The sequence below is a fragment of the Salinigranum rubrum genome (assembly GCF_002906575.1).
Classification (GTDB): Archaea; Halobacteriota; Halobacteria; order Halobacteriales; family Haloferacaceae; genus Salinigranum; species Salinigranum rubrum.
In genome coordinates this window covers 3,468,902-3,494,187 of record NZ_CP026309.1, presented here as the reverse complement: position 1 = coordinate 3,494,187, position 25,286 = coordinate 3,468,902, and the positions used below count along the sequence as shown (strand labels likewise).

General features: G+C 68.2%; 28 protein-coding genes and 1 pseudogene. 15 read left to right on the top strand and 14 right to left on the bottom strand.

The genetic code is table 11. The features are described from left to right. Positions 1-44 precede the first annotated feature (44 nt). Entirely contained in the window at positions 45-1,052 is a 1,008-nt protein-coding gene (locus C2R22_RS17095; protein WP_103426837.1) for a succinylglutamate desuccinylase/aspartoacylase family protein, read from the top strand. Between the two features lie 75 nt (positions 1,053-1,127). Here C2R22_RS17095 and C2R22_RS17090 read toward each other — a convergent pair whose 3' ends face one another. The 4 genes from C2R22_RS17090 to C2R22_RS17075 form a co-directional block, all read right to left on the bottom strand. Beyond that, complete coding sequence (locus tag C2R22_RS17090) at positions 1,128-2,057, bottom strand: DUF5995 family protein (protein WP_103426836.1); 930 nt, start codon at positions 2,055-2,057, stop codon at positions 1,128-1,130. Positions 2,058-2,073: 16 nt separating this feature from the next. Beyond that, positions 2,074-3,150 carry an anthranilate phosphoribosyltransferase gene (locus tag C2R22_RS17085; RefSeq protein ID WP_103426835.1) on the bottom strand — a complete coding sequence of 359 codons (1,077 nt, stop codon included), beginning with the start codon at positions 3,148-3,150 and terminating at the stop codon, positions 2,074-2,076. Between the two features lie 105 nt (positions 3,151-3,255). Continuing rightward, positions 3,256-4,416: a DUF4350 domain-containing protein gene (locus C2R22_RS17080; RefSeq protein ID WP_103426834.1), complete on the bottom strand. Its 1,161-nt coding sequence runs from the start codon at positions 4,414-4,416 to the stop codon at positions 3,256-3,258. Then, on the bottom strand, positions 4,413-5,450 hold the full coding sequence (locus C2R22_RS17075; RefSeq protein ID WP_162562550.1) for a S49 family peptidase: 1,038 nt from the start codon (positions 5,448-5,450) through the stop codon (positions 4,413-4,415). Before C2R22_RS17075 ends, C2R22_RS17080 begins: the two co-directional genes overlap by 4 nt. Positions 5,451-5,612: 162 nt before the next feature. Between C2R22_RS17075 and ahbB the strand changes: the two genes are divergently transcribed. Next, complete coding sequence (gene ahbB, locus C2R22_RS17070) at positions 5,613-6,722, top strand: siroheme decarboxylase subunit beta (RefSeq protein ID WP_103426832.1); 1,110 nt, start codon at positions 5,613-5,615, stop codon at positions 6,720-6,722. A 211-nt stretch (positions 6,723-6,933) separates the two neighbouring features. On the opposite strand, the gene C2R22_RS17065 is transcribed toward ahbB, so the two are convergent. After that, positions 6,934-7,707, bottom strand: coding sequence for a CehA/McbA family metallohydrolase (locus C2R22_RS17065; RefSeq protein ID WP_103426831.1), 774 nt, complete (start codon positions 7,705-7,707; stop codon positions 6,934-6,936). 110 nt (positions 7,708-7,817) lie between these two features. Here C2R22_RS17065 and C2R22_RS17060 point away from each other — a divergent pair, with 110 nt between their 5' ends. Next, entirely contained in the window at positions 7,818-9,560 is a 1,743-nt protein-coding gene (locus C2R22_RS17060) for a Rieske (2Fe-2S) protein (protein WP_103426830.1), read from the top strand. 27 nt (positions 9,561-9,587) lie between these two features. Here the strand turns inward: C2R22_RS17060 and C2R22_RS17055 are convergent, their stop codons facing one another. Beyond that, complete coding sequence (locus C2R22_RS17055; protein ID WP_103426829.1) at positions 9,588-10,628, bottom strand: NAD(P)/FAD-dependent oxidoreductase; 1,041 nt, start codon at positions 10,626-10,628, stop codon at positions 9,588-9,590. A 404-nt stretch (positions 10,629-11,032) separates the two neighbouring features. Here C2R22_RS17055 and C2R22_RS17050 point away from each other — a divergent pair, with 404 nt between their 5' ends. The 7 genes from C2R22_RS17050 (at position 11,033) to C2R22_RS17015 (ending at position 15,670) form a co-directional block, all read left to right on the top strand. Then, positions 11,033-11,728, top strand: a complete 696-nt coding sequence (locus C2R22_RS17050) for an HAD family hydrolase (RefSeq protein WP_103426828.1) — start codon at positions 11,033-11,035, stop codon at positions 11,726-11,728. After that, positions 11,725-12,519 (top strand): aldo/keto reductase, encoded by a 795-nt coding sequence (locus C2R22_RS17045; RefSeq protein WP_281259246.1) that lies wholly within the window; start codon positions 11,725-11,727, stop codon positions 12,517-12,519. The genes C2R22_RS17050 and C2R22_RS17045 overlap by 4 nt, the downstream gene beginning before the upstream one ends. 133 nt (positions 12,520-12,652) lie before the next feature. Further along, the gene (locus C2R22_RS17040; RefSeq protein WP_103426827.1) at positions 12,653-13,357 is read left to right on the top strand and encodes an RAD55 family ATPase; all 705 of its coding nucleotides are present in this window, start codon (positions 12,653-12,655) and stop codon (positions 13,355-13,357) included. A 5-nt stretch (positions 13,358-13,362) separates the two neighbouring features. Next, positions 13,363-13,779, top strand: coding sequence for a hypothetical protein (locus C2R22_RS17035; protein ID WP_103427725.1), 417 nt, complete (start codon positions 13,363-13,365; stop codon positions 13,777-13,779). 552 nt (positions 13,780-14,331) lie between these two features. Further along, a complete protein-coding gene (gene msrB / locus C2R22_RS17025; RefSeq protein ID WP_103426825.1) occupies positions 14,332-14,748 on the top strand; it encodes a peptide-methionine (R)-S-oxide reductase MsrB in 417 nt (138 codons plus the stop codon). Positions 14,749-14,908: 160 nt separating this feature from the next. After that, positions 14,909-15,169, top strand: coding sequence for a hypothetical protein (locus C2R22_RS17020; protein ID WP_103426824.1), 261 nt, complete (start codon positions 14,909-14,911; stop codon positions 15,167-15,169). 108 nt (positions 15,170-15,277) lie between these two features. Next, positions 15,278-15,670 carry a pyridoxamine 5'-phosphate oxidase family protein gene (locus tag C2R22_RS17015; RefSeq protein ID WP_103426823.1) on the top strand — a complete coding sequence of 131 codons (393 nt, stop codon included), beginning with the start codon at positions 15,278-15,280 and terminating at the stop codon, positions 15,668-15,670. A 19-nt stretch (positions 15,671-15,689) separates the two neighbouring features. Here C2R22_RS17015 and C2R22_RS17010 read toward each other — a convergent pair whose 3' ends face one another. Continuing rightward, positions 15,690-16,604: a fructosamine kinase family protein gene (locus C2R22_RS17010; RefSeq protein WP_216824750.1), complete on the bottom strand. Its 915-nt coding sequence runs from the start codon at positions 16,602-16,604 to the stop codon at positions 15,690-15,692. A 318-nt stretch (positions 16,605-16,922) separates the two neighbouring features. On the opposite strand from C2R22_RS17010, the gene C2R22_RS17005 reads away from it, so the two are divergent. Beyond that, the gene (locus C2R22_RS17005) at positions 16,923-17,363 is read left to right on the top strand and encodes an acyl-CoA thioesterase (protein ID WP_103426821.1); all 441 of its coding nucleotides are present in this window, start codon (positions 16,923-16,925) and stop codon (positions 17,361-17,363) included. Positions 17,364-17,460: 97 nt separating this feature from the next. After that, positions 17,461-18,378, top strand: a complete 918-nt coding sequence (locus tag C2R22_RS17000; RefSeq protein ID WP_103427724.1) for a proline iminopeptidase-family hydrolase — start codon at positions 17,461-17,463, stop codon at positions 18,376-18,378. 13 nt (positions 18,379-18,391) lie between these two features. On the opposite strand, the gene C2R22_RS16995 is transcribed toward C2R22_RS17000, so the two are convergent. From C2R22_RS16995 to C2R22_RS16985, 3 genes are all read right to left on the bottom strand, one after another. Continuing rightward, the gene (locus C2R22_RS16995) at positions 18,392-19,363 is read right to left on the bottom strand and encodes an aldo/keto reductase (protein ID WP_103426820.1); all 972 of its coding nucleotides are present in this window, start codon (positions 19,361-19,363) and stop codon (positions 18,392-18,394) included. A 38-nt stretch (positions 19,364-19,401) separates the two neighbouring features. Continuing rightward, on the bottom strand, positions 19,402-19,767 hold the full coding sequence (locus C2R22_RS16990; RefSeq protein ID WP_103426819.1) for a hypothetical protein: 366 nt from the start codon (positions 19,765-19,767) through the stop codon (positions 19,402-19,404). Between the two features lie 488 nt (positions 19,768-20,255). Then, positions 20,256-20,870: a translation initiation factor IF-2 subunit beta gene (locus C2R22_RS16985; RefSeq protein ID WP_103426818.1), complete on the bottom strand. Its 615-nt coding sequence runs from the start codon at positions 20,868-20,870 to the stop codon at positions 20,256-20,258. 155 nt (positions 20,871-21,025) lie between these two features. Here C2R22_RS16985 and C2R22_RS16980 point away from each other — a divergent pair, with 155 nt between their 5' ends. Beyond that, complete coding sequence (locus tag C2R22_RS16980; RefSeq protein WP_103426817.1) at positions 21,026-21,259, top strand: hypothetical protein; 234 nt, start codon at positions 21,026-21,028, stop codon at positions 21,257-21,259. Between the two features lie 8 nt (positions 21,260-21,267). Here the strand turns inward: C2R22_RS16980 and C2R22_RS16975 are convergent, their stop codons facing one another. After that, entirely contained in the window at positions 21,268-22,113 is an 846-nt protein-coding gene (locus C2R22_RS16975) for a potassium channel family protein (protein WP_103426816.1), read from the bottom strand. A 113-nt stretch (positions 22,114-22,226) separates the two neighbouring features. Between C2R22_RS16975 and eif1A the strand changes: the two genes are divergently transcribed. Continuing rightward, the gene (gene eif1A, locus C2R22_RS16970) at positions 22,227-22,511 is read left to right on the top strand and encodes a translation initiation factor eIF-1A (RefSeq protein WP_103426815.1); all 285 of its coding nucleotides are present in this window, start codon (positions 22,227-22,229) and stop codon (positions 22,509-22,511) included. A gap of 133 nt (positions 22,512-22,644) precedes the next feature. On the opposite strand, the gene C2R22_RS26500 is transcribed toward eif1A, so the two are convergent. Then, the gene (locus C2R22_RS26500; RefSeq protein WP_245902800.1) at positions 22,645-23,277 is read right to left on the bottom strand and encodes a hypothetical protein; all 633 of its coding nucleotides are present in this window, start codon (positions 23,275-23,277) and stop codon (positions 22,645-22,647) included. A gap of 216 nt (positions 23,278-23,493) precedes the next feature. Here C2R22_RS26500 and C2R22_RS16960 point away from each other — a divergent pair, with 216 nt between their 5' ends. After that, positions 23,494-23,730, top strand: coding sequence for a hypothetical protein (locus tag C2R22_RS16960; protein WP_103426814.1), 237 nt, complete (start codon positions 23,494-23,496; stop codon positions 23,728-23,730). 105 nt (positions 23,731-23,835) lie between these two features. On the opposite strand, the pseudogene C2R22_RS27545 reads toward C2R22_RS16960, so the two are convergent. Both C2R22_RS27545 and C2R22_RS16950 read right to left on the bottom strand, forming a co-directional pair. Continuing rightward, positions 23,836-24,614, bottom strand: a pseudogene (locus tag C2R22_RS27545) (PHP-associated domain-containing protein). Positions 24,615-24,711: 97 nt separating this feature from the next. Beyond that, positions 24,712-25,194 (bottom strand): universal stress protein, encoded by a 483-nt coding sequence (locus C2R22_RS16950; RefSeq protein WP_103426813.1) that lies wholly within the window; start codon positions 25,192-25,194, stop codon positions 24,712-24,714. Positions 25,195-25,286: the final 92 nt, after the last annotated feature.

The window sequence follows — 25,286 nt, the reverse complement described above, 5'->3', positions numbered from 1 at the left end:
CCGTCATCCCGAACTCCCAAGACGCCCGCGGTCATCCCCTCGGTATGCACGCTGCCGAACGCGTCACGCTCGCGCGCCTCCCCTCGGGGATGGCCGTCGAGACGACGCTTCACACCTACGGCTCCGGTGACCCGACCGTCTACGTGCAGGCCGCCCAGCACGGCCGTGAGGTGAACGGCGTGGAGGTGCTCCGCCGCGTCCACGAGGAACTCCTCGCTGCCGAGGAGGAACTCGACGGGACCCTCGTGGCGGTTCCCGTCGCGGACCCGCTCACCTTCGACCACGTCTCGTACACGACGCCGCCGAAGATAGACGCCCAGAACGCGAACATGAATCGGGTGTGGCCGGGCGACTCCGAGGGAACCGTTCACCAGCGGATGGCCGCGCGGTTGTGGGACCGCATCGAAGACGCGGACGCGGTCGTCGACCTCCACACGGGCAGCCACGAGACGCTCACCCACACGGTCTACCGCCGCGGCGACCCGAGGTCGAAGGCGCTCGCGCTCGCGTTCGGGACGGACGTCTGTCTCGCCGAGGCGGCCGACGAGGACGCCGCCGACGAGTGGGCCGAGCGGGACTTCGACGGGAAGCTCCGCGTCGCGGCGTCCCGCGAGGGCATCCCCGCCATCACGCCCGAACTCGCGCACAACCGGGAACTCGTCGAACCCGCCATCGAGACCGGTGTCCGCGGCGTGCTCAACGTCCTCCGGCACCTCGGACTCCTCGCCGGCGAACCGGAGACGCCGGCCGACCAGCGTCTCGCCCGTAACCATCTCGGGCGGGTGCAGGCCTCGGCGTCGGGGCTGTTCCGTCCCGCCGACGAGGCGACGGTCGGTCGGCAAGTCGAGGAGGGGACTCCGCTCGGGTGGGTCACCCACCCGACCACGTACGAGACGCTCCAGCGAGTCGACGCCGGCGACGAGGGGCTGCTCTACTCGGTCACGCGCGAGGCGACGGTGACCGCCGGGTCGACGCTCGCCGGCGTCGCCCTCCCGCTCGACGGGGGCGGCGATGCGGACACTGCCGACGACACGGACGGCAGGGCTCGCTGATGCGGGCGTCAGGCGCCGTCCTCTCGCTTTCGAGACCGTCGTTTCGCTCTCACACGGCATTCCCGCGACGAACGCTCACGCGGGTGGCCGGGTGTCGTCGCGGTGGACCGCATCCGACAGCGCCGCGAGCACGGGTTCGCCGTGCTCGATGTCGGCGAGTTCCGCCATCACTTGTTGGTCGAGCCCCGGCGCCAAGAGGGCGTACGCCGCGCCCGTCGAGACGGTGCGGACGCGCCAGCGCACGAACGAAGAGAGACGCGGCCAGTCCGCGAGGGTGACGGCGTTCTCCCACGCGAACGCGCGCGCCGTCCGGAGGCCGACGAGCGTCGCCCGCTCGTCGAGCCGTCCCAGGAGTTCGTCCGCCTCCTCGAGCCCCGCCGCGTCGTACACCTCCGCGAGCGTCGTCTGGACCACGTCAGCGAGCGACTTCAGCACCCTGTTGACCGCGAGGTGGTCGGCGTGGCGCCGGTCGCGCTCTTCGCCCGTACCGACGCCGACGTCGTCGAGCGCGAGCGCCAGGTCGTTGACGATGTGGGCGTTGATGCCGAGGAGGGCGTCCTGGATGACGAGCGTCTCCCCACCAAGCGACGCCCCGAACGCGACGCGCCACGCGGGGGCGACCCGTTCGTCCCGCTCGAACGCGACGAGCGCCTTCCGGTAGTGTTCGGCGAACGCGACGAGGTACCGTCGCACCCACGCGGGGTCGTCGAACGTCTCCCCTTCGATGCCGGCCCGGACGCGAGCGGTCATCGCGACGTACACCGTGAGGAACACGGCTCGCCTGTCGCCACGTCCCCTGAGGTGGCTCTCCGCCGCCGACAGACGGTCGTGGACGTCGTCGACACTCGAAAAGGGGTCCGCGAGGAGCGCAATCACGTCGGGGTCCGGTCGGGCCGGCGGCCCCGCGAGGTCGACACGGAGCCGTCCCAGATACCGGTCGACGACGGCACGGAGTTCGTCGACGAGGCTCGGACCCGTCTCGCCTTCTCCCGTCGTCGTTCCCATCTGTTTGTACTCGCGTTCAGAACGCCTGCAGGTCTTCGAGGACGGCGACCGCGTCACCGCTCTCGATGACGTCGCGGGCGCGTTCGAGACCCGCGTCCAGCGAGTCGACGTCGTCGCGGGCGTAGATGCGGAACGCGGCGTTCAGCGCGACCGCGTCGGCGAAGTCGCCGTCGCGCTCCCCAGCGATGACCTCCCGGGTGATCGTCGCCGACTGCCCGGCGACGTCGTCGGGGTCAACGCCGAGGTCGTCGTACTCGAAGTCCATGCCGTACTCGGCGGTCTCTATCTCGTAGTCGGTGAACTCGCCCTCGGTCCACTCCGCGACCTTCGTGTAGCCGGGACGGATGTCGTCGTACCCCTCCATCCCCTGGAACATGATGACGCGCGAAATGTCGTGGTGCTCGGAGCGTTCGAACGTCTCGACGACCTTCTTCGCGAAGGCGAGGTGGTAGAAGGAGCCGAGGTGGACATCGGCCTCGGCGGGGTTCGCGAGGGTCTCGATGGTGTTCACGAACGTCCGCACGCCCATCTGGTCGCGGCGGTCACAGAGCTCGTGGATGGCGGGGTTGAACGCCGGCTGGTAGTAGAAGCCGAAGCCGGTCTCGTCGACCATGTCCGCCGACTCAGCCGGCGGGAGTTCGGTCCGAATCCCGAGCGCGTCGAGGACGTGCTTGTACGCGTCCTGCTTCTGCGTGGGGACGCGGTCACCGGAGTGGACCACGACGGGCGTGCCGGCCGCGGCAGCGACGAGCCCCGCACCGACGCCCAGTATCGCGGTCTCGCCCTTGCCGTCGTAGTTCGCGCCGCAGTCGACCGGGTCCGCCCGCGGCGCGGCGTACTCGACGCGCTCGCACATGACGTCCGTGTACGCCGCTAGCTCCTCCGCGTTGTTGTGTTTCCAGCGGTTCGCCAGCCAGAACGCGCCGAGCGTCGTCGGATCCGGCTCGCCCGCGACGATGCGCCGCATCGCCTCGGTCGCCTGCTCGCGGCTCATGTCCTCGGCGGATTTGACGCCCGTGCCGACGACCTCGGTCATCAGACGCTTGAGGGGCCACGCGCCGAACTCGCGTTCGTGTTCCGGAGCTTGTGCCATGTGCGCGCGTTCGGACGCGTGCGGCAAAAGGAGTTCGTCTCCGTCAAAGTCGTCTCCGCCGAAGCGTGTGCTTCCGGCCGGATCGAGACGGCCGCCGACCTCGCTTCAGCCGACGGTTCTCGCTCGCTCGCCGACGCGCGCGACGGTGAGTGACGGCTCCATCTCGACCGACTGCGTCGTCGTCCCGTCTGCGACGGGCGCCCGGAGCGACGCGGCCGGCGTCGCGGGTTCGGGGGTCGTCGTGTTGTTGACCGCCTCCGTCTCGTTGCCGGTTTCAGTCTCCTCCCCGTCGGTCTCGGTTTCGGTCTCCGTTTCCGTTTCCTCTTCTTCCTCCTCGTCAGCCGATCCGGGGTCGTGTTCCCCGCTGATGAGGAACTCGACGAGGTAGGCGACGAACTGCTCGTTGTCACCGACGTTGAACCGGTCCGAGCGGAGGAACGAGCTGTCGCCGAGGAGGATCACGTTGTCGTTCTCCTTGTGGACCGCGACCGCGTGCCGGTCCGTCCCGTCGATTCCGGACTCGTGGGTGTTCGGGGCCGCTCGCAGGAGGACCGTCCCGCCGCGCGAGTGGATCGACGCGGCGGTGTACATGGTGACGCTGTCGAGTTCGAGACCCGACTCGGGAGTCGGCGACGCGACGACGTGTTTGTAGTTCCCGCCGTTCGTTTCGAGGTTGTAGAGGTACGACGTGCCGAGGCTCATGTCGTAGCGTCCGGCGAGGCTGGTGAGCGCGCTCTCCTGGCTCGTGACCGACGTCCCGAAGAGGCTCGACGAGACGCGCTTTCGGTTCGGCTCGCCCACGAGGAGGAGATGCCCTCCCTCGTTCGTGTACGTCCGAATCGTGGTGATCTCGTTGGCTTCGTACTCCTCACCGGGGTCGATGACGAGATACGCGTTGGCGTTCGAGAGGGCCTGGTCGAGCGTCTGCTCTCCTTCGTAGAATCGGACCCCGTAGCCGATGGAGGCCAGTTCCCGGACGAGCGGCGCGAGGTCGGCCCGGTCGAAGCGGTTCGAGTGGGTGTCGTCGATGACGACGACCCCGTTTCGGTTCCCGAGGCTCCCGTCGGCTTCGATCTCACCCTCGGCGGGCACCGCCGTGGTCGCCAGTTCCGCCGGGTCGTACTCCGGCGTGTCGAGCGACTCTCGTTCTGCCGGCTGGTTCGTCGCGGCGGGAATCGCGAACGCCGCCGCCACGATGAGGACGACGACGACCGCCGCGACCGCCAGCCGCTTCGCCAGCGCGGTGCCGAGACTCTCCGACGTCATGGCCGACCTCCCGCTCTCGCGGTCGCAGCCTGCACCGGCGGCCCCCTCGCGGCTTCCCGGAGCGTGTCGGCCTCCGTGTCGACCGACTCGCTCGCCGTGGCGTTGGTGTCGACGGTGCCCGAGGTCGTGAGGTCCCACGACGAACCCACGTACGACCCGGGCATCATGAGGAACGTCGGTCCCGTCCCGGGTTCGCCGGCGAAGTACTCGAAGTCGACCATCTCCTTGTTCGGGGCGTCCGACGCGAGGTAGTTGCTCCGCGAGACGAAGCGGAACGTCTGGCCGTCGGGCCGGAGGGTGCGCACCTCGTACGAGTCGAGGTTCGCCTCCGCTGCCGCCCGGTCGATGGCGGCCTGTCGGTCACCGATCTCGTCGACGAGACCGTTCTGAACGGCCTGCGATCCGGAGTAGATCTGTGCCTGTGACAGCTCCGCGGGCGTCAACTGGAGTCGGTCGCCGCGGCTCTCGAAGACGGCACCGACGAACGCACGCCTGAGCGACTCCAGCACGGAGAAGAACTCGCGGCTGTCGCCGCCGGAGAGCTTGTTCGGTCCGGTCGTCCCGACGATGTCGTTCGGTTCGAGGTCCTGCGGGAGGGTCCCGAGGACGCCGACGCTCCCGACGACCGACGCGGGCTTCGCGTAGATGACATCGGACGGTGCGATGGTGTAGTACGCGCCGGACGCCGAGGTGGCGTCGACGCTAGCGACGACGGGCATCTGCTGTGCCGTCCGCTTCGTCTGGAGGTACATCCGCTCCGACGCGGCGGCCGAACCGCCGCCGCTGTTGGAGACCAGCACGACGGCCTTGATGTCGGGGTCCTGCCGTGCTTGCTGCATCATGTCGGTGTACGCGGTCGCGGTGTCGCCGGTGATACTGCCGTCGATCGGGACGATAGCGACGGTACCGCCGGACGCTGTCGCGGCGTCGTACGCCAGCGGGGCTACCGTGAGTCCGACCACGACGCCGATGACGACGAACAGGACGTAGGACGTCGCCACCCGACGGAGGACGGACCATATGGAGTCGAGCATCGATTCTCGTGTGTGACTGTGTTCCATGGTACTAAAGTCAATGGGTTGGTGGGGGGTGTCCGAGATACCCGTCCATTCCGGTGACGCGGCGGGGGCGAGCGAGGCGGTCCGACGAGGGCGAGGAGCGAAAGCGATAGGCTTCCCGCCTCCTAAGCCGGCCCAATGAGCGCACTGGACGACGACTGGCGGAGCGGCCTCGACGCGGTGGACGCGACGCTCATCGACGAGTATCAGAGCGGCTTCCCGGTCGAGGAACGGCCGTTCCGCGCCGTCGGCGACGTCCTCGGTGTGAGCGAAGACGAGGCTCTCGAACGCGTCCGGGCTCTCCGTGAGCGCGGCGTCTTCCGTCGGTTCGGAGCCGTCCTCAACCCGCCGGTCATCGGCTCGTCGACGCTCGCGGCCGTTCGGGCGCCCGAGGACCGATTCGACGAGGTCGCCGCCGTCATCAACGAGTACCGGCAGGTGAACCACAACTACCGGCGTGACCACCCCTGGAACATGTGGTTCGTCGTCACCGCCGGCTCACAAGAGAAGCGCGACGAGATCATCGCCGACATCGAGGCCCGGACGGGGTGTGAGGTGCTCGTCCTCCCGATGCTCACCGACTACTACATCGATCTGGAGTTCCCCGTGGTGAACGACGACCGGTTCGCACGGGAGACGCAACCAACGGACGCGTCTCCGGAGGAGCGAGCGGGGGAACCGCGAGCACGGGAGTCACTCGCCGAGACGACGGTCTCTGCGACCAGAATCTCCGAGGACGCGACCGGCGACCTCACCGCGCTGGAGGCGGCGCTACTGGTCGAGATACAGGACGGCTTTCCCCTCTCTTCGACGCCGTACCGCGACGTCGCCGACGCCATCGACGCCCCGGTCGACGAGGTCATCGCCGCCGTCGACCGCCTCCTCGCCGACGGCTGTATCAAGCGCATCGGCTGCGTCGTCAACCACGTCGTCACCGGATTCGACGCCAACTGCATGGTCGTCTGGGACGTCCCGGACGACGAACTCGACGACCGTGGGACCTCGGTTGGAAGCCTCCCGTACGTCACCCTCTGTTATCACCGGCCCCGTCGTCCCGAACAGGAGTGGCCGTACAACCTCTTCACGATGATCCACGGGCGCGACCCCGACGCCGTGGACGAGAAGATCGACGAACTCGCGGCCGAGTACCTCCCCTTCACGCACGAGCGGCTCTACTCGACGGAGACGCTGAAGCAGACCGGGGCGCGGTACGACGAACTGGTGGCGTCCGCGGAGACGGACGAGTAGACGAGAGCCTCCTGCCGACTGTCCGATAGCGAACTGACGACACTCCCGGCCGTGACGCGTCGTGTCGCGCTCCGCTGGTCGCGCCACGCAGTTCTCAGCGCACAGCCACGCTGGTCGCGTCTTCGTATATGAACGCTCGCCTCGCTGCGTCGCTACACGTTCGCTGTCCGGCCCGCACGCACGGACCCGTCCAACGAGGCCGTCCGTTCGTTCACCGCGACAGCGGTGAGAGCCGGTAGAGGAGTCTTCCGGCCGTCAGCGCACTGCGGGCGGCGGTCCGGCCACCGGCGACCGCGCCGCGCTTGGCGTAGTACCCGCTCTTGCGCCCGGCGGCGATAGTGTAGTGTTTGGTACTGACGCGGACGGGCGTCCGTCGTCCTTCGACTCGGGTCGACCCGTCTCTGATGGCGTCCAGGACGTGGTCGGCGGTGAGTTCCTCGCGCGTCAGGCCGTCGAGTCCGATTTCGGTGTACGCGCGCCCGACGAATCCGACGTGGTGTGCGTCGCTGCCGGCCACGCGCGGGTAGCCCTGCTTGTCGGCGAACCGCCGGGCACGACGGTTCTTGTATCCCGTGAACAGCCAGGAGTTGTACACTTCGACCGCGTCGGCGTCGGTGAAGTGTCGCTTGCGGACGCCGTGTCTGGAGCGCTGGAAGGGGTGGGGAACGATGGCGACACCGCCGTGTGCACGGACCCACTCGACAGTTTCGTCGAGCGGTCGGCGTCGGGGCGGAAGCTCTCGGACGCCGAGCGCGAGCAGGTGTCCGTGCTTCGTCGAGACTTCGACGCCCGGAATCCCCACGAGTCCGTACTCCGACGCGCGCTCGGCCGCGTCGAGCGACGCGTGGATGACGTCGTGATCGGTGATAACGACCGCGTCCAGCCCGATGTCCGCCGCGTGTTCGAGGATGAGTTCGACGGGGTCGTGCCCGTCGTACGAGGCCTCGGAGTGGACGTGCGGGTCGATGCGGACGGTGAGTGACACGCCTTACAGTTGTCGTCAACTGTGATAAGCCTCCTGTCTGCGTGTCTTTCACTCTCTCGGACCCCTTCGACACCAGAACGCTTTGGTCGTGTGGCGTGCTATCGAGTTCCATGAGTACGAGTCCCCCATCCACCGCACACGAGGTCGGTCCGCTCGACGAACTCCGCGAGGCGGGGCACGCCGTCGTCCGTGTCGACGGCCGGGCCATCCTCGTCGTCGCCCACGAGGGCGAGGTGTTCGCCGTCGACAACCGCTGCCCGCACATGGGCTTCCCGCTCGCCCGAGGGACCGTCGACGACGGCGTCCTCACCTGTCACTGGCACCACGCGCGCTTCGCGCTCTCCTGCGGCGACACGTTCGACCCGTGGGCGGACGACGTTCCTTCCTACCCGGTGACCGTTGACGACGGCGTCGTCTACGTCGACCCCCACTCCCGAGAAGAGCGTCCGCCGGCCGAGCGGTGGAGCGAGCGACTCGACGACGGCCTCGAACGGAACCTCCGTCTCGTCGTCGCCAAGTCGGTCATCGGCCTCCTCGATGCCGGAGTCGCGCCGACCGACCCGCTGCGAACGGGCGTCCGGTTCGGCACGCGCTACCGCGCCGACGGCTGGGGTCCCGGGCTTACGATTCTCACGGCCATGGCGAACGTCCTGCCCGACTTCTCGGCCGAGGATCGAAAACGAGCGCTGTATCAGGGGCTGGTCGAAGTCGCCGCCGACTGCGCGGGCGAACCGCCGCGGTTCGACCAGGACGCCTTCGACGACCGGGACCTCTCTCCAACTCGGCTCGCCCATTGGCTCCGCGACACCGTCGAAGTCCGCGACAACGACGGGACCGAGCGCTGTCTCCGGACGGCCGTCGAGGCCGGCTACGACGACGACGCGCTCGCCGGCCTGCTCCTCACCGCCGCCACCGACCACCGCTACCTCGACGGCGGACACACGATGGACTTCGTCAACAAGGCGTGCGAGGCGCTCGACCACGTCGGCTGGGAGCACGCCGACGAGGTGCTCCCCTCGCTGGTGACGAGCCTCACGGACGCGACACGCAGCGAGGAACTCTCCTCGTGGCGCCAGCCCGTCGACCTCGCGGCGCGACTGGACGAGGCGTTCGACCGACTCGACGACCTGGTCGCGGAAGGGGCCGGCCAGGAGTGGGTCGAACCCGACGACTTCGTCCAGACGCTCCTGGCCGACGACCACGAGCGGGTCGTCGGCGTGCTCGAAGACGCCATCGCGGCGGGCGCGTCCCCGGTCGACCTCGCCGACGCGGTGGCGATGGCCGCCGCGACGCGCGTCGCGCAGTTCTCGACGGCGAACGAGTTCTCCGACTGGAACACGGTTCACCACACCTATACCTACTCGAACGCGGTCCACGCGCTCGCCGAACGGGTCTCCGGTGCGGACCACGCCGCCTACAGGGCCGTCTTCGACGGCGCGGTCAACGTCTACCTCGACCGGTTCCTCAACAGTCCGCCGGCGGCGATTCCCGAACGCGGGGGCGAGAGAGACGTCGACGACCTCCTCGACGCGCTGGACGAGACGATGGACCGGGAGGGGCGCGTCGACGAGGCAGGCCGCCTCGCGGCGCACGTCTTCGATTCGGGCGGTGCCGACCGACTGAAACGCCGACTCGGGGCCGCGCTCGTCCGCGAGGACGCGGGCTTTCACACGTTCCAGGCGCTCGAAGCGGGGTTCGCACAGGCCGACAGGCGCGAGGGGACGGAGCGGCGGACCTGTCTCGTCGCCGTCGCGCGCTACCTCGCCGCGCACGCGCCCACCCGCCGCGAGCGCGAACAGACGTTCACCATCGCCGCCCGACTCCACCGCGGCGAGGCAATTCACGAGGAGTAATCCGGCGTTGAGGTCGGTCTCGTACAGTTACAGCCGTGACGCTGCGAGGTACTCGCCGACCCGTTCGCCCTGCTCGATGCCGTTCCACAGCGCCGCGTGGACCCGTGCCTCGCCGGCGACCCAGTCGCCCGCGAAGAAGAGTCCCTCCTCTTCGGCCTCGTGGACGATGTCGGAGACTCCCTCGTCGGGGAGGGCGTACCGCCAGCCCTGGTCGTCGTACCAGTCCGGCTCCGAGAACGCGGGGTCGTCGAGCAGCGTCGAGACCTTTTCGGCGACGACGTCCACCGACTCGTCCAGCGGGTCGTCGTAGTGGGCCGTCGACCACTCGGGCGACATCTGTACGACGAGCAGCGATTCGCCGTCGGGGACGCGCCCCTCCTTGCACTCCTCGCGGGAGAGCCAGCCGACGTCGTGTTCTTTGTCGACGTTGACGAGGCCGTACCAGGGCTGTTGCTGCTCGAACGGGTAGTGGAGCACGTACGTTCGGATGGTTCGGTAGTCGACCGCCCCGACCGCCTCCCGAAGCCGCGGGATGCGCTCGTCGTCCCACCGCGTGTCGGAGAGGAGCGCTGCCGTCTGCGGGGCCGGCGGCGTGAGCAACAGCGCGTCGAACGGGCCGTAGCCGTTCCCGTCGGTGTCGACGACGGACCAGCGCTCCCCCTCGCGGTCGATGGCGGCGACGCGCGTCTGGTTTTTCACCTCGGCGTCGGTCCGGGCGAAGAGCCGCTTCGCCAGTTGTGTCATCCCCTCCGTCCAGGTGAACTTGTGGTCGTCGCGGGAGTCGCCCTCGGTGATTCTCCCGGCCGCGTCGAACGTCCAGACCGGCTCTGTGACGTCGAGGAGGCCCTCCTCGCCCAGTCCCCGAACGAACTCGGTCGTCCGGTCGTCGGGGTCCTTGACGTAGTTGGCGCCGTGGTCGTACCGACAGCCGTTCTTTCGCCGCGTGGCCGCGCGCCCGCAGACGCCGCGGGACTTCTCGAGGACGGTCACGTCGATGTCGGTGTCGGAGAGCGCGTCGGCCGCGCCGGCCCCGGCGACGCCCGCGCCGACGATGCACAGAGAGGTCATGTACGGGCGTTAGGATGGGGTGGTGAAATGTGTCGTGGATACCGGTTCCGAGACCTCGTCAGTGGAGACTGTCAGTAGTTCCGCCCGACGCTCGTGGTGCGGGTAGTGCGTGGCGTCGCGCTACCCGTGAGCGCGGCCCGCGCGCGAGGTCTATCACGAACGCAGTACGCGACGGATTGAAGCGACGGAGTCGATTCAGTGGATGACTGAGCGACGTGAGCGGAGCGAACGAGCGAAGGAATCGGCTGGGGAGGGTGTGGCGTCAGCGCCCTGGCGACCGCGCGGTCTTTCGGTCCGCTGTGCCGCTCCCCTGCGACCCTCCGAGCCCATCCCACGACCCGGGGGTCCACCGCTCTCCTCCCCCCGCCGGCACGCTCTTTACCCGCGCGCTCCCCTCCTCACACGTGACCTCCGACACCTACGACGCGGTGGTGTTCGACAACGACGGCGTCCTGACGACGCTCGTCGACCGGTCCGTGCTCCGCGGCGCCGCCGAGGAGGCGTTCGCCGCCTTCGACGTCGACGCCTCCCCCGCGGACGTCGACCGGATGACCGTCGGCGTCTCGCCCGAGGACCTCGCGGCCGTCTGTGACCGCTACGACCTCTCCCCCGCCGAGTTCTGGCGAACCCGCGACGAACTGTCCTCGCGGGCACAGATCGACGCGGTCCATCGGGGCGAGAAGCGCCTCTACGACGACGTCGCCGCCGTCGAGGCCATCGACCTCCCCCGGGGCGTCGTGAGTTCGAACCAGCAGGCGACGCTCGACTTCCTCTTCGAACACTTCTCCGTCGACTCGTGGTTCCGGACGGTTCTCGGGCGAGAGCCGGTACCGGAGAGCATCGAGTTGAAGAAGCCCGCCACCCACTACGTCGAACGCGCGCTCGACGACCTGGCCGTCGACGCCGACCGAACGCTGTTCGTCGGCGACACCTGGGTCGACGTGGTCGCCGGCGACCGGGCCGGCTGCGACACGGCGTTCGTTCGCCGCCCTCATCGACGGGACCACACCGTCGAGACGCCGCCGACCTACGAGGTCGAGACGCTCGACGAACTCCTGGCGCTCGACCGGGTGCCAACGCGCTCGGAGGCGGCGCGGTGACGTTCTCCGACGTCGTCCCCCCGGTGGGGCTCGGGACGATGGGGCTCGCGGGCGGTTCGGGGCGCGAAACGGTCGCGACGGCGCTCGAACTCGGCTACCGCCACCTCGACACGGCCCAGATATACGAGAACGAGGCCGTCGTCGGCGACGGACTCCGGGACGCGCTCGACCGGGGCGTCGTCGACCGCGACGAGGTGCTGGTGGCGACGAAGGTGTGGGTCGACGAACTTCGCGCCGAACGGTTCAGAGAGTCTGTCGAGACCTCCCGCGAGAAGCTCGGCGTCGACACCATCGACCTCCTCTATCTCCACCGACCGCGCGGCCCGTACCGTCCCGAGACGACGCTGCCCCTCTTCGACGGGGTTCGCGACGACGGCCTCGTCGACCACGTCGGCGTGAGCAACTTCACGGTCGACCAACTGGAAGTCGCTCGACGGCACCTCGCCGCCCCTCTCGTCGCCCACCAGACGGAGTACCACCCGCTGTTCCGCCGGCCCGCGCTCCTCGACGACGCCCGCGAACACGACTACGCTGTCGTGGGGTACTCGCCGCTGGCCGGCGGCCGGGTGTTCGACCTCGACCCCGTCGTCGCAATCGCCGAAGCACGCGACGTCTCGCCCGCCGCCGTGAGCATCGCGTGGCTCCGCGCGAAGGGACTCGCCGTCGTCCCGAAAGCGTCCTCACGCGAGCACCTCCGCGCGAACCTCGCTGCGGCCGACCTCACACTCGACGAGCGGGAGGTGGCCCGCATCGACGCCATCGAGGTCGAAGAAGAACTGTATCCAGAGTGACCAATTCGGATATTCGACGGTACGGTCCGTTTCGTATTCGGCTGTAGTCTGTCGGTTTTACGCCTCTTCTTCTGTTATCGACGATGATATCTGGTGGACAACCGTTATGAACGACTGTCGTGTGAGTTCTCTTATGAGAATCCGGAGTGGCGTGAGCGGGTTCGACGACCTCATCGGAGGCGGCTTCCTCCCCGAACGACTGTACGTGTTGAGCGGACCGCCTGGCAGCGGCAAGACGACCTTTACTGCGCAGTTCGTGGCCGAGGGCCTTCGCAACGGCGAACAGTGCATGTACATCACGATGCACGAGACGCGCGAGGAGTTGGTGAACGACATGTCGAGCTACACGTTCGGCTTCGAGACGCTCACCGACTCGGACAACTTCCGCTTCCTCAACCTGGTGAGCCCGAAGGGGAAACACGTGCTCAACCAGTTCTCGCAGGGCGGCGGCTCCTCGAGCGTCAAGTCGCTCACCGACAAGATCGTCGCGTTCGTCAACTCCCGCAACGTCGACCGACTCATCATCGACTCGACGATGCTCCTTCGGCTCTTCTTCGCCAACGGCTCCGAGGAGATGACGCGCTTTCTCACCGCCCTGAAGCAGGGCGACGCGACGACACTTCTCATCTCGGAGATGACCGACCCGTCCTCCTACTCGGACGAGCACTACCTCGCCCACGGGGTGGTGTTCTTCCACAACTACCTGGAGGCCGGCGGCATGACGCGCGGCGTTCAGGTGATCAAGATGCGGGGGACCAACATCGACTGTGACATCCGCTCCGTCGAGTTCACCGAGGGTGGACTCGTGGTCGACCCCTCGACCACAGTCGAGACGTGACCGACATGTACGAGGAGGCGTTCGGCTTCGACTGGAAGCGACTCTCCGAGGAGGAGGCGCTCAAGCGGATGTACGCCCTCGGCGTCGCCGCGGTGCTCGGCGAGCGCCACCCCGACGAGTACACACGCATCATGCGGCAGGCGTCGACGGCCTACCGGCGCAGCGTCCTCGAACTCTCGTTCAAGGAGGGCCAACAGCGCGCGAAGAACAACCGCCGTGAGTTCGACGGCTCCCAGGAGGTCTGGGACGCGCTCGTCGACACCGAGGGGGCGACGCCCCCGCCGTCCCCACGCGACGACGTCGACGACCGCAAGCCGAAAGGGAGCGTTCCCGACGCCGTCACCCGCGCGGGCCTCCTCGAATACGACGTCGACGACCTCGAACGGGTCAGACTGCCCAAACTCCTCCGCCGCGACTCGTAGTCGGTTCTCTTCGCTCGTGGGCGGATGTCTCTCGCGTTGCTGTTGTCGGGACGTATTCGACAAGTGAGATACTGTTCTGTTGTCGAGACGTGTTCGACAGGAGCCGCAAACAACACGGCAACCGCACGGAGCACGGGCGCGGTGAGACCGGAGCCTCTGACCTCCCCAGCCGGGTGCTCGCGCACGGAGGCGCGAGCGTCCCCTCGCACGAGTCCGTCGCTCCCTCCGCTCGCTCCGTCCCGCGCGCCGACCGCCAACAGTACGAACGGTAGCGCGTGACGCCCGCGGCCTCCGTGGCCGTTCCCGTGAGTGAAACGGGAGCCAGTGAGACCAGCGGTCTCGCCAAGCGATGACGCGCACGCGAGGGCTGAACGAGGGAACGAGCGAATCGACTGGGGGAGGACGTGACCTCACCGCGGCCGGTGTCGTGCGGCCTTCGTCCTCACCGACTAACTGATGACGAACCTATCCACTACAATCGAAACGGGGGGATCCCTGCACCGCTCCTCTCCCACGCCAAACCCTCATGCGTCTCCGGCGCCTCCTTCCCGTATGGACTCGTCGACCACAGACCGCAGCGACCTGCCCGACTCCGACGCCGAGTGGCGAGAACGGCTCTCGCCCGAGGCGTACCGCATCCTCCGCGAGCACGGCACCGAGCCGAAGTTCAGCGGCGACTTCCTCGGGAAGTCCGACGACGGGACGTACGTCTGTGCCGGGTGCGGCACGCCACTGTTCGACTCCGACACGAAGTTCGACTCGAACAGCGGGTGGCCCAGCTTCTACGACGTCCTCTCGGGCAACGTCGAGACGCGCGTCGACACCAGTCACGGCATGCGCCGCATCGAAGTGCTGTGTGCGACCTGTGACGGCCACCTCGGACACGTCTTCGAGGACGGTCCGGACCCGACCGGGAAGCGCTACTGCATCAACTCCGTCGCCCTCGACTTCGAACCCGACTCGGACTGACACGAGCTTCGCTCCGAACGCGACGTTCGGACGCGTTGGCTGCTGCCACCGTTCGGCCGGCCGGACCGACGCTCGAACCGCCGTATCCGGCCCGACGTCTATTCTCAGAACGTATAATTCAAGAAAAGCTATATCATCGACGCACGCGTTGAGCGTACACATGAGCAGGCGGCTCGACCACGCCCGGTCCGCGAGCGACCCCATCCCGGCGCTCGCCCTGCTCCTCGTTGGCCTCACGGCGCTCTGTCTGGCGGTGCTCTACCCGCTGCAGCAACTCGCGGCGCAGGCGTCGGTCTCCGGGATGATCTCCGGAGGCGTCCTGGTCATCCCCGCGGAGACGTTCGTGGTCGTCGCCGGCCTCCTCGTCATCTCCGCCTCCGCGACGACGCTCGGGGTGTTGGTGCTGTTCCTCCGACTCTGAGTCGTTGGCGTTTTCGCCACCCCGCGACGCACTCGACGCGCTCGGTTCCCTCGATACCCTCTCCGCCCGCGACACGACCCTTTTCAGCTCCGCGTCCCTCCCCGCGGTATGTCCGTTCCTTCGGAGGTCGCACGCCTGCTCACGAGCGAACCGCTGATGGCCCACCTCGCGACCTGCCGCGACGGCCGCCCGCACGTCGCTCCCGTCTGGTACGTGTACGACGAGCGCACGGAAACCGTCGAACTCGTCACCACCGGCCGAAAGCTCGCGAACGTCCGCGAGAACCCCCGGGTCGCCCTCTCGATTCAGAAGGACGAGGGCGGCCACGCCCGGTGGGCGGTCGCCCTCCTCGGCACGGCGACGGTGGTCGACGACGAGGAGGCGACCCGCGAGGCGACCCGACGCATCAACGCCAAGTACGGCGCCAGCGAGGACGCGTGGGACGAGAACCGCCTCGTTCGGGTGCGTGTGGGAACAGCGTCGTCGCGGACGTACGACTGACCGACTTCCGACCCGGCACTCAGTATCCGAGCCGCGTCAGCGCGTCGTCGAGCAGTCCCCGATAGCGCCCGCCGAACAGGTGGACGTGTTCGAGCAGCGGGAGGAGTTCGTACACCCGTCGCCGCTCTTCGAAGCCGGGAGCGACCGGGCGTCGCTCGCGGTAGCGCTCGACGAACGCGTCGCCGAACGTCTCCGTCCACGCGACGTACGCGAGTTCGACCTCCGGGTGGCCGTAGTAACACGCCGGGTCGAGAAACGCCGTGACCGCCCCTCCCTCCGAGAGGACGTTCTCGGTCCAGACGTCGCCGTGGACGAGTGCGGGCCGAGCGGGTTCGTCGAGGAGCGCGCCGAGGTCCGAGACGACGCGGGCGAGGCGCTCACGCGTCCCGTCGCCGACGGTTCCCGCTTCGTGTGCGACGTCGGCGACGTGGCCGAGTCGGCGCTCGCCGAAGAACGCGACCCACGAGGTGCACCAGCGGTTCGGCTGTCGCAGCGGACCGGACAGCGTATCGAACGGGAAGCCGAACGCGCCCGCCGTGTGGCCGTGCAGCGCGGCGAGGTGGTCGGCCGCGTCGCGCTCGACGCTCGGGGAGTGTTCGGTGTCGCCCGGGACGTGCGCGAGGACGAGCACCTCGGCGTCGGCGTACTCGACGGCGGGAACCGGAAACGAGGTGTGTCGTGCCAGATACCGGAGCATCCGTGCCTCGACGTCGAGCGGGGTGTCGCCGGTCTTCGCGACCAGTGTCTCCCCCGACTCGAGGACGACGCGGTGGACGGTGCCGACCATGCCGCCGTCGAGTTCTTCGAGTCGCGCGACCCCCTCGCCGAGGACCTCCCCCACCCGTTCTCGAACCGGGGTCTCCTCACTGTTCACGCGGGTCCGTCTCGTGCCGCCCATCTGGTTCTGTCGGCTGCTCGGCGTGACCCGACTCACGAGTAGTGACCCACCGCGAACAGGTGTCGTTTCCCAGTCGGCTCTTCGTCGGGTGGCGATAGACGCCGATAGGCGACGATTCTTAGTGTGTGCTATGATTTCGCTTGATAAAGAATAATATACCTTGGGGTGTGACACGTCTAGTGGGAGTCACTCCCCCACAGAAGGACTCACTCCTCTCCCCTTCGGCTCCCACTTTCGATACGACGCGACGAGCGACGCGAGCAGACACACTCACCACGGGCGACTCTCGCTGGTCGACCCAACCTCGGGCGCCCCTTACCCCAGACGTAATATCCTCGCGCACGCTCACCGAGTATGCCGACGCCCTCGGACACGTACATCCAGAACCGCGAGCGCATCCAGCCGAACCAGACGAACAACTACGACACGGCCCACGGCGGCATCGTCATGCACCTGATGGACGAAATCGGCGCGATGAGCGCGATGCGCTTCGCCGGAGAGACCTGCGTCACGGCGCGCGTCGAGAGCCTCGACTTTCGAAGGCCCATTCCTCGCGGTGACATCGCCGTCGTCGAGGCGTGGGTGTACGAGGCCGGTCGGACGAGCGTGAAGGTCCGTCTCCGTGTCGACCGCGAGGACCCCCGAACGGGCGAGTCCGAGCGCACGAGCGACTCGACGTTCACGTTCGTCGCCGTCGACACCGAGGGAGTCCCGCTGGAGGTTCCCGACGTCGCTATCGAAACCGACCGTGACCGCGACCTCCGTGAGCAGGGACGGGCCGCCCCCGAGGAATAAGGCACATCTCCGCCCGATTCCTGTGATATATCAGACACTGCGGCAGTTCGTGCACAGTTATCTCCTGTCACACCGTTGATTAACTTCGGTGTTAGACATGACAACGACAGACGACTACTTCGGGCGGGACCACGACGAAGAGTACCTGGACGTCGGTGGATACGAACTGTTCTACCGACGGTTCGGGAGCGGTGACGAGACGCTCGTCGGCCTCCACGGTGGGCCGGGCGTCCCTCACGATTACCTCGCCCCGCTGGCCGCACACGGCACCGACAGGCGGTCGGTGTACCTCTACGACCAGTTCGGCGTCGGGCGCTCTGACGGTCCCGCAACGGGAGACTTCGACCGCTACACAGCGGAGCACTACCGCGACGAACTCGAAGCCTTTCGGGTCGCCCTCGGTGTGGACCGTCTCCACCTGTACGGACACTCGTGGGGCGGGATGCTCGCGCTGGAGTACGCGCTCGCGTATCCGGACCGCGTGGCGAGTCTCGTGTTGGCCAACGCGTTCGCGGACGCGAACGCCGCCCACGCGGGCATCCGTGCCACCGTGGAGACGCTCTCGGAGGAGTCGCGCGAGGCGATTGCGACGCACGAAGCGAGCCGAACGTTCGATGCGCCCGAGTTCCAGGCGGCGGTCATGGAACTCATCGGCGAACACGTCTGTCGGGCCGACCCGTTCCCGGACCCGGTTTCGCGGGCGTTCGAGGAGATGAACCACGATATCTACGGGCTGATGTGGGGGCCGACGGAGTTCGTCCTCGCCGAGACTGCCCGACTCCGCGGCCGCAGCGTCACCGACCGACTCGACGAGATCGACGTGCCGACGCTCGTCCTCACGGGAACGTACGACGAACTCACGCCGGAACTCGCCAGAGACCTCGCGTCGGCGCTTCCCGACGCCGAACTCGTCGAGTTCGAGGCGAGCAGTCACACGCCGTTCTGGGAACAGCCCGACGAGCATCGCGAGGCTGTCGAGGCGTTCCTCCACCGGGTCACTCCAGTCCGTCAGTGAGCCGTCGCGCCAGCTACTCGTGCCCCGACACCCGTACCGGCTCGTACGGCTCCTCCAACCACTCGATGTCGGACTCCGAAAGCGAGACGTCGAGCGCCTCGACGGCGTCTTCGAGGTGTTCGACGCTCGACGTCCCGAGGATGGGCGTGGTGACCCACTCCTTGTGGAACAGCCACGCCAGGGAGAGCTGTGCCATCTTCACGCCCTTCTCGTCCGCCAACTCCTGCACCCGCTCGTTCACCTCGACGCCGCCGCCCTCCTCGTACGGGCGGCCCAACTCGGCCTCGTGTTCGCCCCTGGTCGTGGCGTCGAACTCCTCGTGCGGGCGGGTGAGGTACCCCGCGGCGAGCGGCGACCACGGCATCACGGCGACGTCCTCGTTCGCACACAGCGGGAGCATCTCGCGCTCTTCTTCCCGGTAGGCGAGGTTGTAGAGGTTCTGCATGGAGACGAAGCGTTCGAGGCCCTCGCGCTCGGAGAGATACAGCGCCTCGGCGAACTGGTGGGCCCACATCGACGACGCCCCGACGTGTCGCACCTGCCCCCGTCGGACCGCGTCGTCGAGCGCGCGCAGCGTGGTCTCGATGGGCGTGTCGTAGTCCCAGCGGTGGATCTGGTAGAGGTCGACGGTGTCCATGCCGAGCCTCGACAGGGAGGCGTCCAGTTCCTGCTCCAGCGCCTTCCGCGAGAGCCCACCCGAGTTCGGGTCGTCCTCGCGCATCCGCGCGTATTCCTTGGTGGCGACGACGAACTCGTCGCGGTCGTACTCTCCCAAGACCTCGCCCAGAATCTCCTCGCTTTCGCCGTACGAGTAGACGTTCGCCGTGTCGAAGAAGGTGATACCCAACTCCAGGGCGCGTTCGATGACCTCCCGGCTCTCCTCGCGGTCGAGGGTCCACTCGTCCCAGTTCGTCCCGAAGCTCATACAGCCGAGACAGATGCGCGAGACGGTCATCCCCGTGGGGCCGAACGTGGTGTACTCCATGTCCCGGCTTCGTCGAACGGGCCGATAAAGCTACGCCGCTACCCGTCCTGGCGCAGTTCCCACCACTCGTACCGGTCGAGGCGTTCCTCGCGTCCGGTCAGGCGGTCGAGGACCGCTTCGACCACCCCTCGACTGACCGTCGAGCCGTCGGCCACCCGTTCGTAGAGCCCGACGAGCGACTCCACCGCGTCGAGGTCACGCGCTTCGAACGCCGCCCGACAGGCGTCGCGGAACTCCGCCGGCGTTCGGTGTGCGTCGAGGTCCGCTCGCGCCGTGAGTTCGTCTCGAACCGCGTGGTACGCGCGGTCGACGGCCCGCTCGACGTCACCCGCGTCGAGCGAGTTCCGTGCGGGGGCGACAGTCTCCGGCGGGACGGTGACCAGTCCCGCCGCACCCGGCGGCACGCTCGACGACCGGGTGTCGCTCGCGTCTTCGTCTCCCCCGACGCCGGGGGCTCCTCCCAGCCCGCTCTGGCCGGGTCGTCGAGGTAGCGGCCGCCCGTGGTGTCGTTCGACGGGAAGACGACGCTCTCGGGCGTCTCGACGGCACTGGTCTCGTCGTCCGGTGCCGACGCCGTCCCCGAGGTGAAGTGGGACGCGTACCGCCCGATGACGAGGACCGCCGCCCCGCCGAGCGCGACGAGGGCGATGACGAACACGTCGAACGCACTCATCGGCTCGACAGTCGGCCCGCTCGCCCGTCCCCCGGTGCCTCTCCCGCGACTCGCGCTCCCCGTACTCCCATACGGTTTCCTAGGCGTCGAACGGTTATGTCTGTTGCTGATGGTTCAGATGGTGGACATTGTAAATTTTCGAGCGTCGACGGCTGCGATGATGTCCACTCCGCTCGTCGGATGGGGGAACAACGGAAGCGTACATTCCCGCGGGGTCGCCTACACCTTCCGCGCGAACGCCAGGGAGCCGCTGATGTTCTCGATCTTCGCGGTGACGGTCTCGCCCTCGCGGGCGCCGGGGACGAAGATGGTGTACTTGCCGCGCTCGGCGACGCCGTCGCCCTTCCGACCGGTGCCGGTGATCTCGACCTCGTAGGTCTTGCCCTCTTCGAGGGCGTTGGGTGCGGTCTGTGTGCTGGTCTGTCGCTTCTGCTTCTGGACGGGACGGAACGCCCCACACGCCGTACAGCGGAGCATGTCGACGCCGTCCTCGGTGGTGAGCCGCGTGTCCGGCAGGCCGCACTCGCTACAGAGGACGAACTCCTCGATGTAGCTCTCGATGGCCGTGTCGAAGTCGGCGACGCTGAAGGAGCCGTTGTAGCGGGCGCGGTCGCCGTCGAACTGTCCCGCGGTCCCCAGTTCGCGCTGGATGGCCCGGTGGACGTGTTCGGGGTCGCGCGAGAGCGCGTCGGCGATGGCGCCGAGGTTCGTCAGCCGTGTGAACGCGCCGTCGGTCTCCCCGGCGGGGTCGGGAACGCGAAGACGGCTGTCCTCGCCCGTCGTTCGCTCCGGGAGCGAGTCGATCGCACGGTCGAGAGAAGATTCGTAGTCCATGGGGTGAGGAGACGCCGGAGACAAATAGGCGTTGGCAATCGGGGACTCACTCACACTCGCTCACACATCGCCTGTTGCGCTCGTTCCGGGTTCACGGCCGAACCCCCTTCGCCAACCACCGACAGGACGATGTGTCCCACGGGCGAGCGAGTGGTATGGCATCCTCGATTCCGATACCCGCCGGTCGCTCGCTCACCGAGACGCTCCGTCGCGTCGAGACCGCCGTCTGGTCGCTCTGTACGGTCGCGACCGCCGTCTTCCTCGTCGCCTGTGTCGTCGGCGCGTTCCTCGTCGCCTCCCGACCGGTCGGCCTCCCTGTCGCTACCTCCCTCGTGAGCGTCGTCGTCGGCACCCTCGTCTTCGTCGTCGCCGACGTCGTCTTCGAGTGACGGGCCGTTCACTCCCGGGAGTCGTGTCGCTGGTAGATGACGTGCCCGCAGGCCTTGCAGTGGGAGGCGTCGGCGTCGTGGTACTCCAGCCCGCACTCCGGACAGGTGACGTTCCGCATGTCGCGGTGGGCCCACTCGCGGACGATTTTCGACGCCTGCCACGGGATGAGGATGACGCCCGCGAGGATGGCCGCGATGGTCACGAGCCGACCGGCCCGCGTCGTCGGGGTGATGTCGCCGAAACCGACCGTCGTGAGCGTGACGACGGTGAAGTAGAACGCGTCGCCGAACGTGCTCACACGCTCGTTGACGCCGTATTCGAACTCGTAGAACAGCCCCGCGGCGACGAAGAAGATGGCGACCACGGTCATGAGGAGCTTCATCACCCGGAGCGTCTCGACCGAGACGCTCCCGAAGAAGAACTCCTCGTCGCGGGTGAACCGAAAGAACCGGAGGACGCGGACGACGCGGAGCAACCGGAGGACGCCCAGCCCGGCCGCCCCCGTCAGCAGCGTCGCCCCCGCGAGAACGGCGAACGTCGGGAGAATCGCGAGCAGGTCGACGACCGTGTACGGGTTCGTGACCTCGGCGAGTCGGCTCCGCGCACCGTACACGCGAAGCAGATACTCGACGAGAAACACGGTGGCGATGGCGACTTCCGCGGCCCAGAGGGCCGCCTGCTGCGCCGGAGCGAGCGGGTAGGTGTCGGCGACGAACAGCGCGATGAACAGGAGGTTCAACCCGAGCAGCGCGATGTCGAGCCCCTTCCCGACCGTCGTCCGATGGTCGATGAGGTAAAAACGGACCGTGTCGCGGTAGGTTCGGGTCGCGCCGTGGCCTCGCCCGCCGTCCATACCCTCCCTACCGGGTACGGCCGACTAAGCGTTCCGGACCGCGTCGTGGGGTCGTGTCACACGCTATCGCGCGTCTCCAATGACTTAACCGTCGGGGACTCTTATCGATAACAATGAGTGAAGAAGTCGAACGGAAGAACCTCCGAATGCCGAACGGCAGCGAGCTGTTCGCGGTCGTCACAGAACACAACGGCGGAAACCACGTCCGCGTCCGCTGCGAAGACGGCAAGAACCGCATGGGCCGCATTCCCGGCCGCATGAAGTACCGCACCTGGATCAACGAGGGCGACGTCGTCCTCGTCGAACCCTGGGACTGGCAGGACGAGAAGGCCAACATCGAGTGGCGCTACTCCGGCCAGGACGCCGACCAGCTCCGCCGCGAAGGCCACATCGACTGAACACCTGACGTTCGTTCGGTCCGCCCTGCGCCCCGCACGTTCTCTCGTTTCGTCCCGACCCGACAGCGCCCGCCGTCGAGCGACGCGGCCGTCGCTCGTGCGGTCGACCCGGATTCGCCCGTGACTCCGGCGCTCAGGCGCCGCGGACGACGATCTGGTGCCCCTCGCGGCTGGCGACCTGGTCGGGGCTGATCACGTAGTTGTCCGCGTCCTCGCTCCCCCAGCCGAGTTCGGCCTTGACCTCGTCCAGCACCCCGGGGTCGGGGTCGACGTAGAGCGTCCCGTCCTCGTCGACGGCCTCGACGATACCGATCTCGTTCCCGTCCCGGTCGAAGACCGGGTTGCCCTCGTCGCTCGCGTCGACCGCTGCGGCGTCGTCGCCTTCGGTCAGTTCGTCGCGTTCGGCCCGGTTGTCGGCGTCGGCGGCTGGACGTCCCCCCGGGTCGGTCGTCGCCGTGCCGTCCGTGTGCGGGTCGCCCGTGCCGGCGACGGCCGCGTTCGGGTCGATACGCCCGCGGTCGACGAACTCCGCCGACCCGGCACCGTCGTTGCCCTTGCGGTGGACGAGCGCCTCGTTGCGGTCGGCGAACCGGTCGGAGAACTCGTCCCACGCGTGGCGCTCTCTCGTCACCTCCCCCTCGGGGACCAGTTCGTAGCGGTCCTCCTTCTCGTAGTAGACAGGGATCACTCCCCGTTCCGCGCTCCACATCTTGATCGCGTTCGGGTCGACGAACACGTCGCGGTCCGTCTCTGATTTGTCGCTCATGACTACGGGAGGAGAGACGCAGGTAGCGCTCTTTGGCACGGTGCTTGTACACGCGCGCCCCCGGCTGGGACGCCGACGAGAGCGCTCGCGCCCGGGGAGATGGCTGGCTGGCGGGCGCCTCCCTCCACCCAGTACCCGGCGGTTCGTCCCGAGGAGGCGTCAGCCGGCACACGAAAGCAACGGGTTCAGTCCTGTCGGTTCCTACGGACGACACGGATGTTCTCCAACCAAGACCAGACGCCACAGTCTGCCGACGGAAGCGTCGAGACGAGCACTCCGGTCGACTCGGGGTCCGGAGACGTGGCTGCCCAACCCATCGTGCTAGCCGCCATCGGGTCGGTGCTGTACTCGTGGTACCACTTCTACGTCCAAGAGAACGAGGCGTACGGCCTGTTCACCGGCCTGTGGGCCCCGACGCTGCTCGCGTTCGCCAACTACCTTCAGAACGACTGAAGCGCCGCCGAACCGCTACCGCTTTTTTCGACCGCCGAGTCCGCTGCGTCGGCCGTCGTCACGGCCAGTCGCCCGACCGTCACGGCTCCGAACCGGAACCGCCCGTCAGAACGACCCGGACGACGTCGTGTCGGCGTGTCCCCCCCGCTCCCCGTCGGCCGGGAGCGACCCGCCACGGTTCTCCCGTTCGCCCGGCGGTTCGCCGACGCCGGGCGGTCGTTCCCCCTCGTCGTCGAGCCAGCCCTTCTGGCTGTGGAGGACGCGGTACATCGCCCGGAGCAACCGCTGTGACGGGCTGTGTTCGACGCGCGCTTCCACCCGCCCGTCGCGGATGGCGTCGACGATTCCCTCGGCCGTGGGTTCGGCGTCGTACACCTCGGTGTACGCGCGGCCGACCTCGATGGGGAGGTGTGCGTCGCTCCCCCCGACGAGCGGCAGGCCGCGCTCCTCGGCGAAGCGACGGACGCGGGAGGGCGACTCCGTCCCCTTGCCGTTGATTTCGACGGCGTCGAACGCGGCGTCCGTCTCCCGGACGGTGCTGTTCCGGAACGGGTGCGCGATGATCGCCGCACACCCGCGGGCGTGGGCGATGTCGACGACCTGCTCGGGGAGAGTTCCCCCTCCTCGGTCAGTTTCGGCGGCGACGGTCCGACGACCAGGACGTGACCGTGCGACGTCGACACCTCGTTCCCCGGGAGGAGCGATGTGCTGTCCGCCCCGCCGCTCAGGTCGCGGTAGTAGTCGTGGTTGGTCGTCGCGACGGCGTCCAGCCCGCGGCGCCGGGCGACCCGCGCCAGCATCCGCGCCCCGAGCGGGTCGTAGACGCGGGCGAGGGGGTCGAAGCCGTGGAAGAACCGTGTGTGTGCGTGCAGATCGACGGAGATGGACACGTTCGGTAACGGTCGTGAGGACGTTTGAACGTTCGGTGCGCCCCTGCGCGGTGGTCGGACGGGCGCTCGGTCACCCGAGAACCCCGTCGATTCAGCCGAACAACCGCTTGAGCCGCGACGGGACGCCGACGTTCCGTCGGCACATGATGGCGGTGTGGTCGATGCGGTCGGCGACCCCCTGGGGAATCACCCCGAAGACGAGCCGCTGGAGGACGCCCTCGCGCGACGCGCCGATGGTCGTCACGTCGTGGTCGGCCACCTCGGCGACCAGCGTCTCCTCGACGTCGTCGCCCTCGACCAGTCGGATCCGAACGTCGAGGTCGGTACCCTCGAACGCCGTGTCCTGTTCGGCCAGCATCGACTCGGCATCGGCGAGCGACACCCGTGCCGCCTCCCGGTCGTCGTTTTCGTCGACGACGCGGACCACATCGGTCCCCCCGCCCGTCGTTCGGGCGACCGCTGCAGCCGTCTCCGCAGCGAGTTCGGCGTGGGCGCTGTCGACCCACGGGAGGAGGATGGAACCGACGCGCCGTCGGCATCGCCGTCCGTGCCGCCGACCTTCATCGACGAACACGTCGGCGTCGACCTGATTCGTGACGTCGTCGACGGTGCTCCCGAGGACGACGTCGCGTCGGCGCGACCGGAGTCTGCGTTGTCCATCGATTG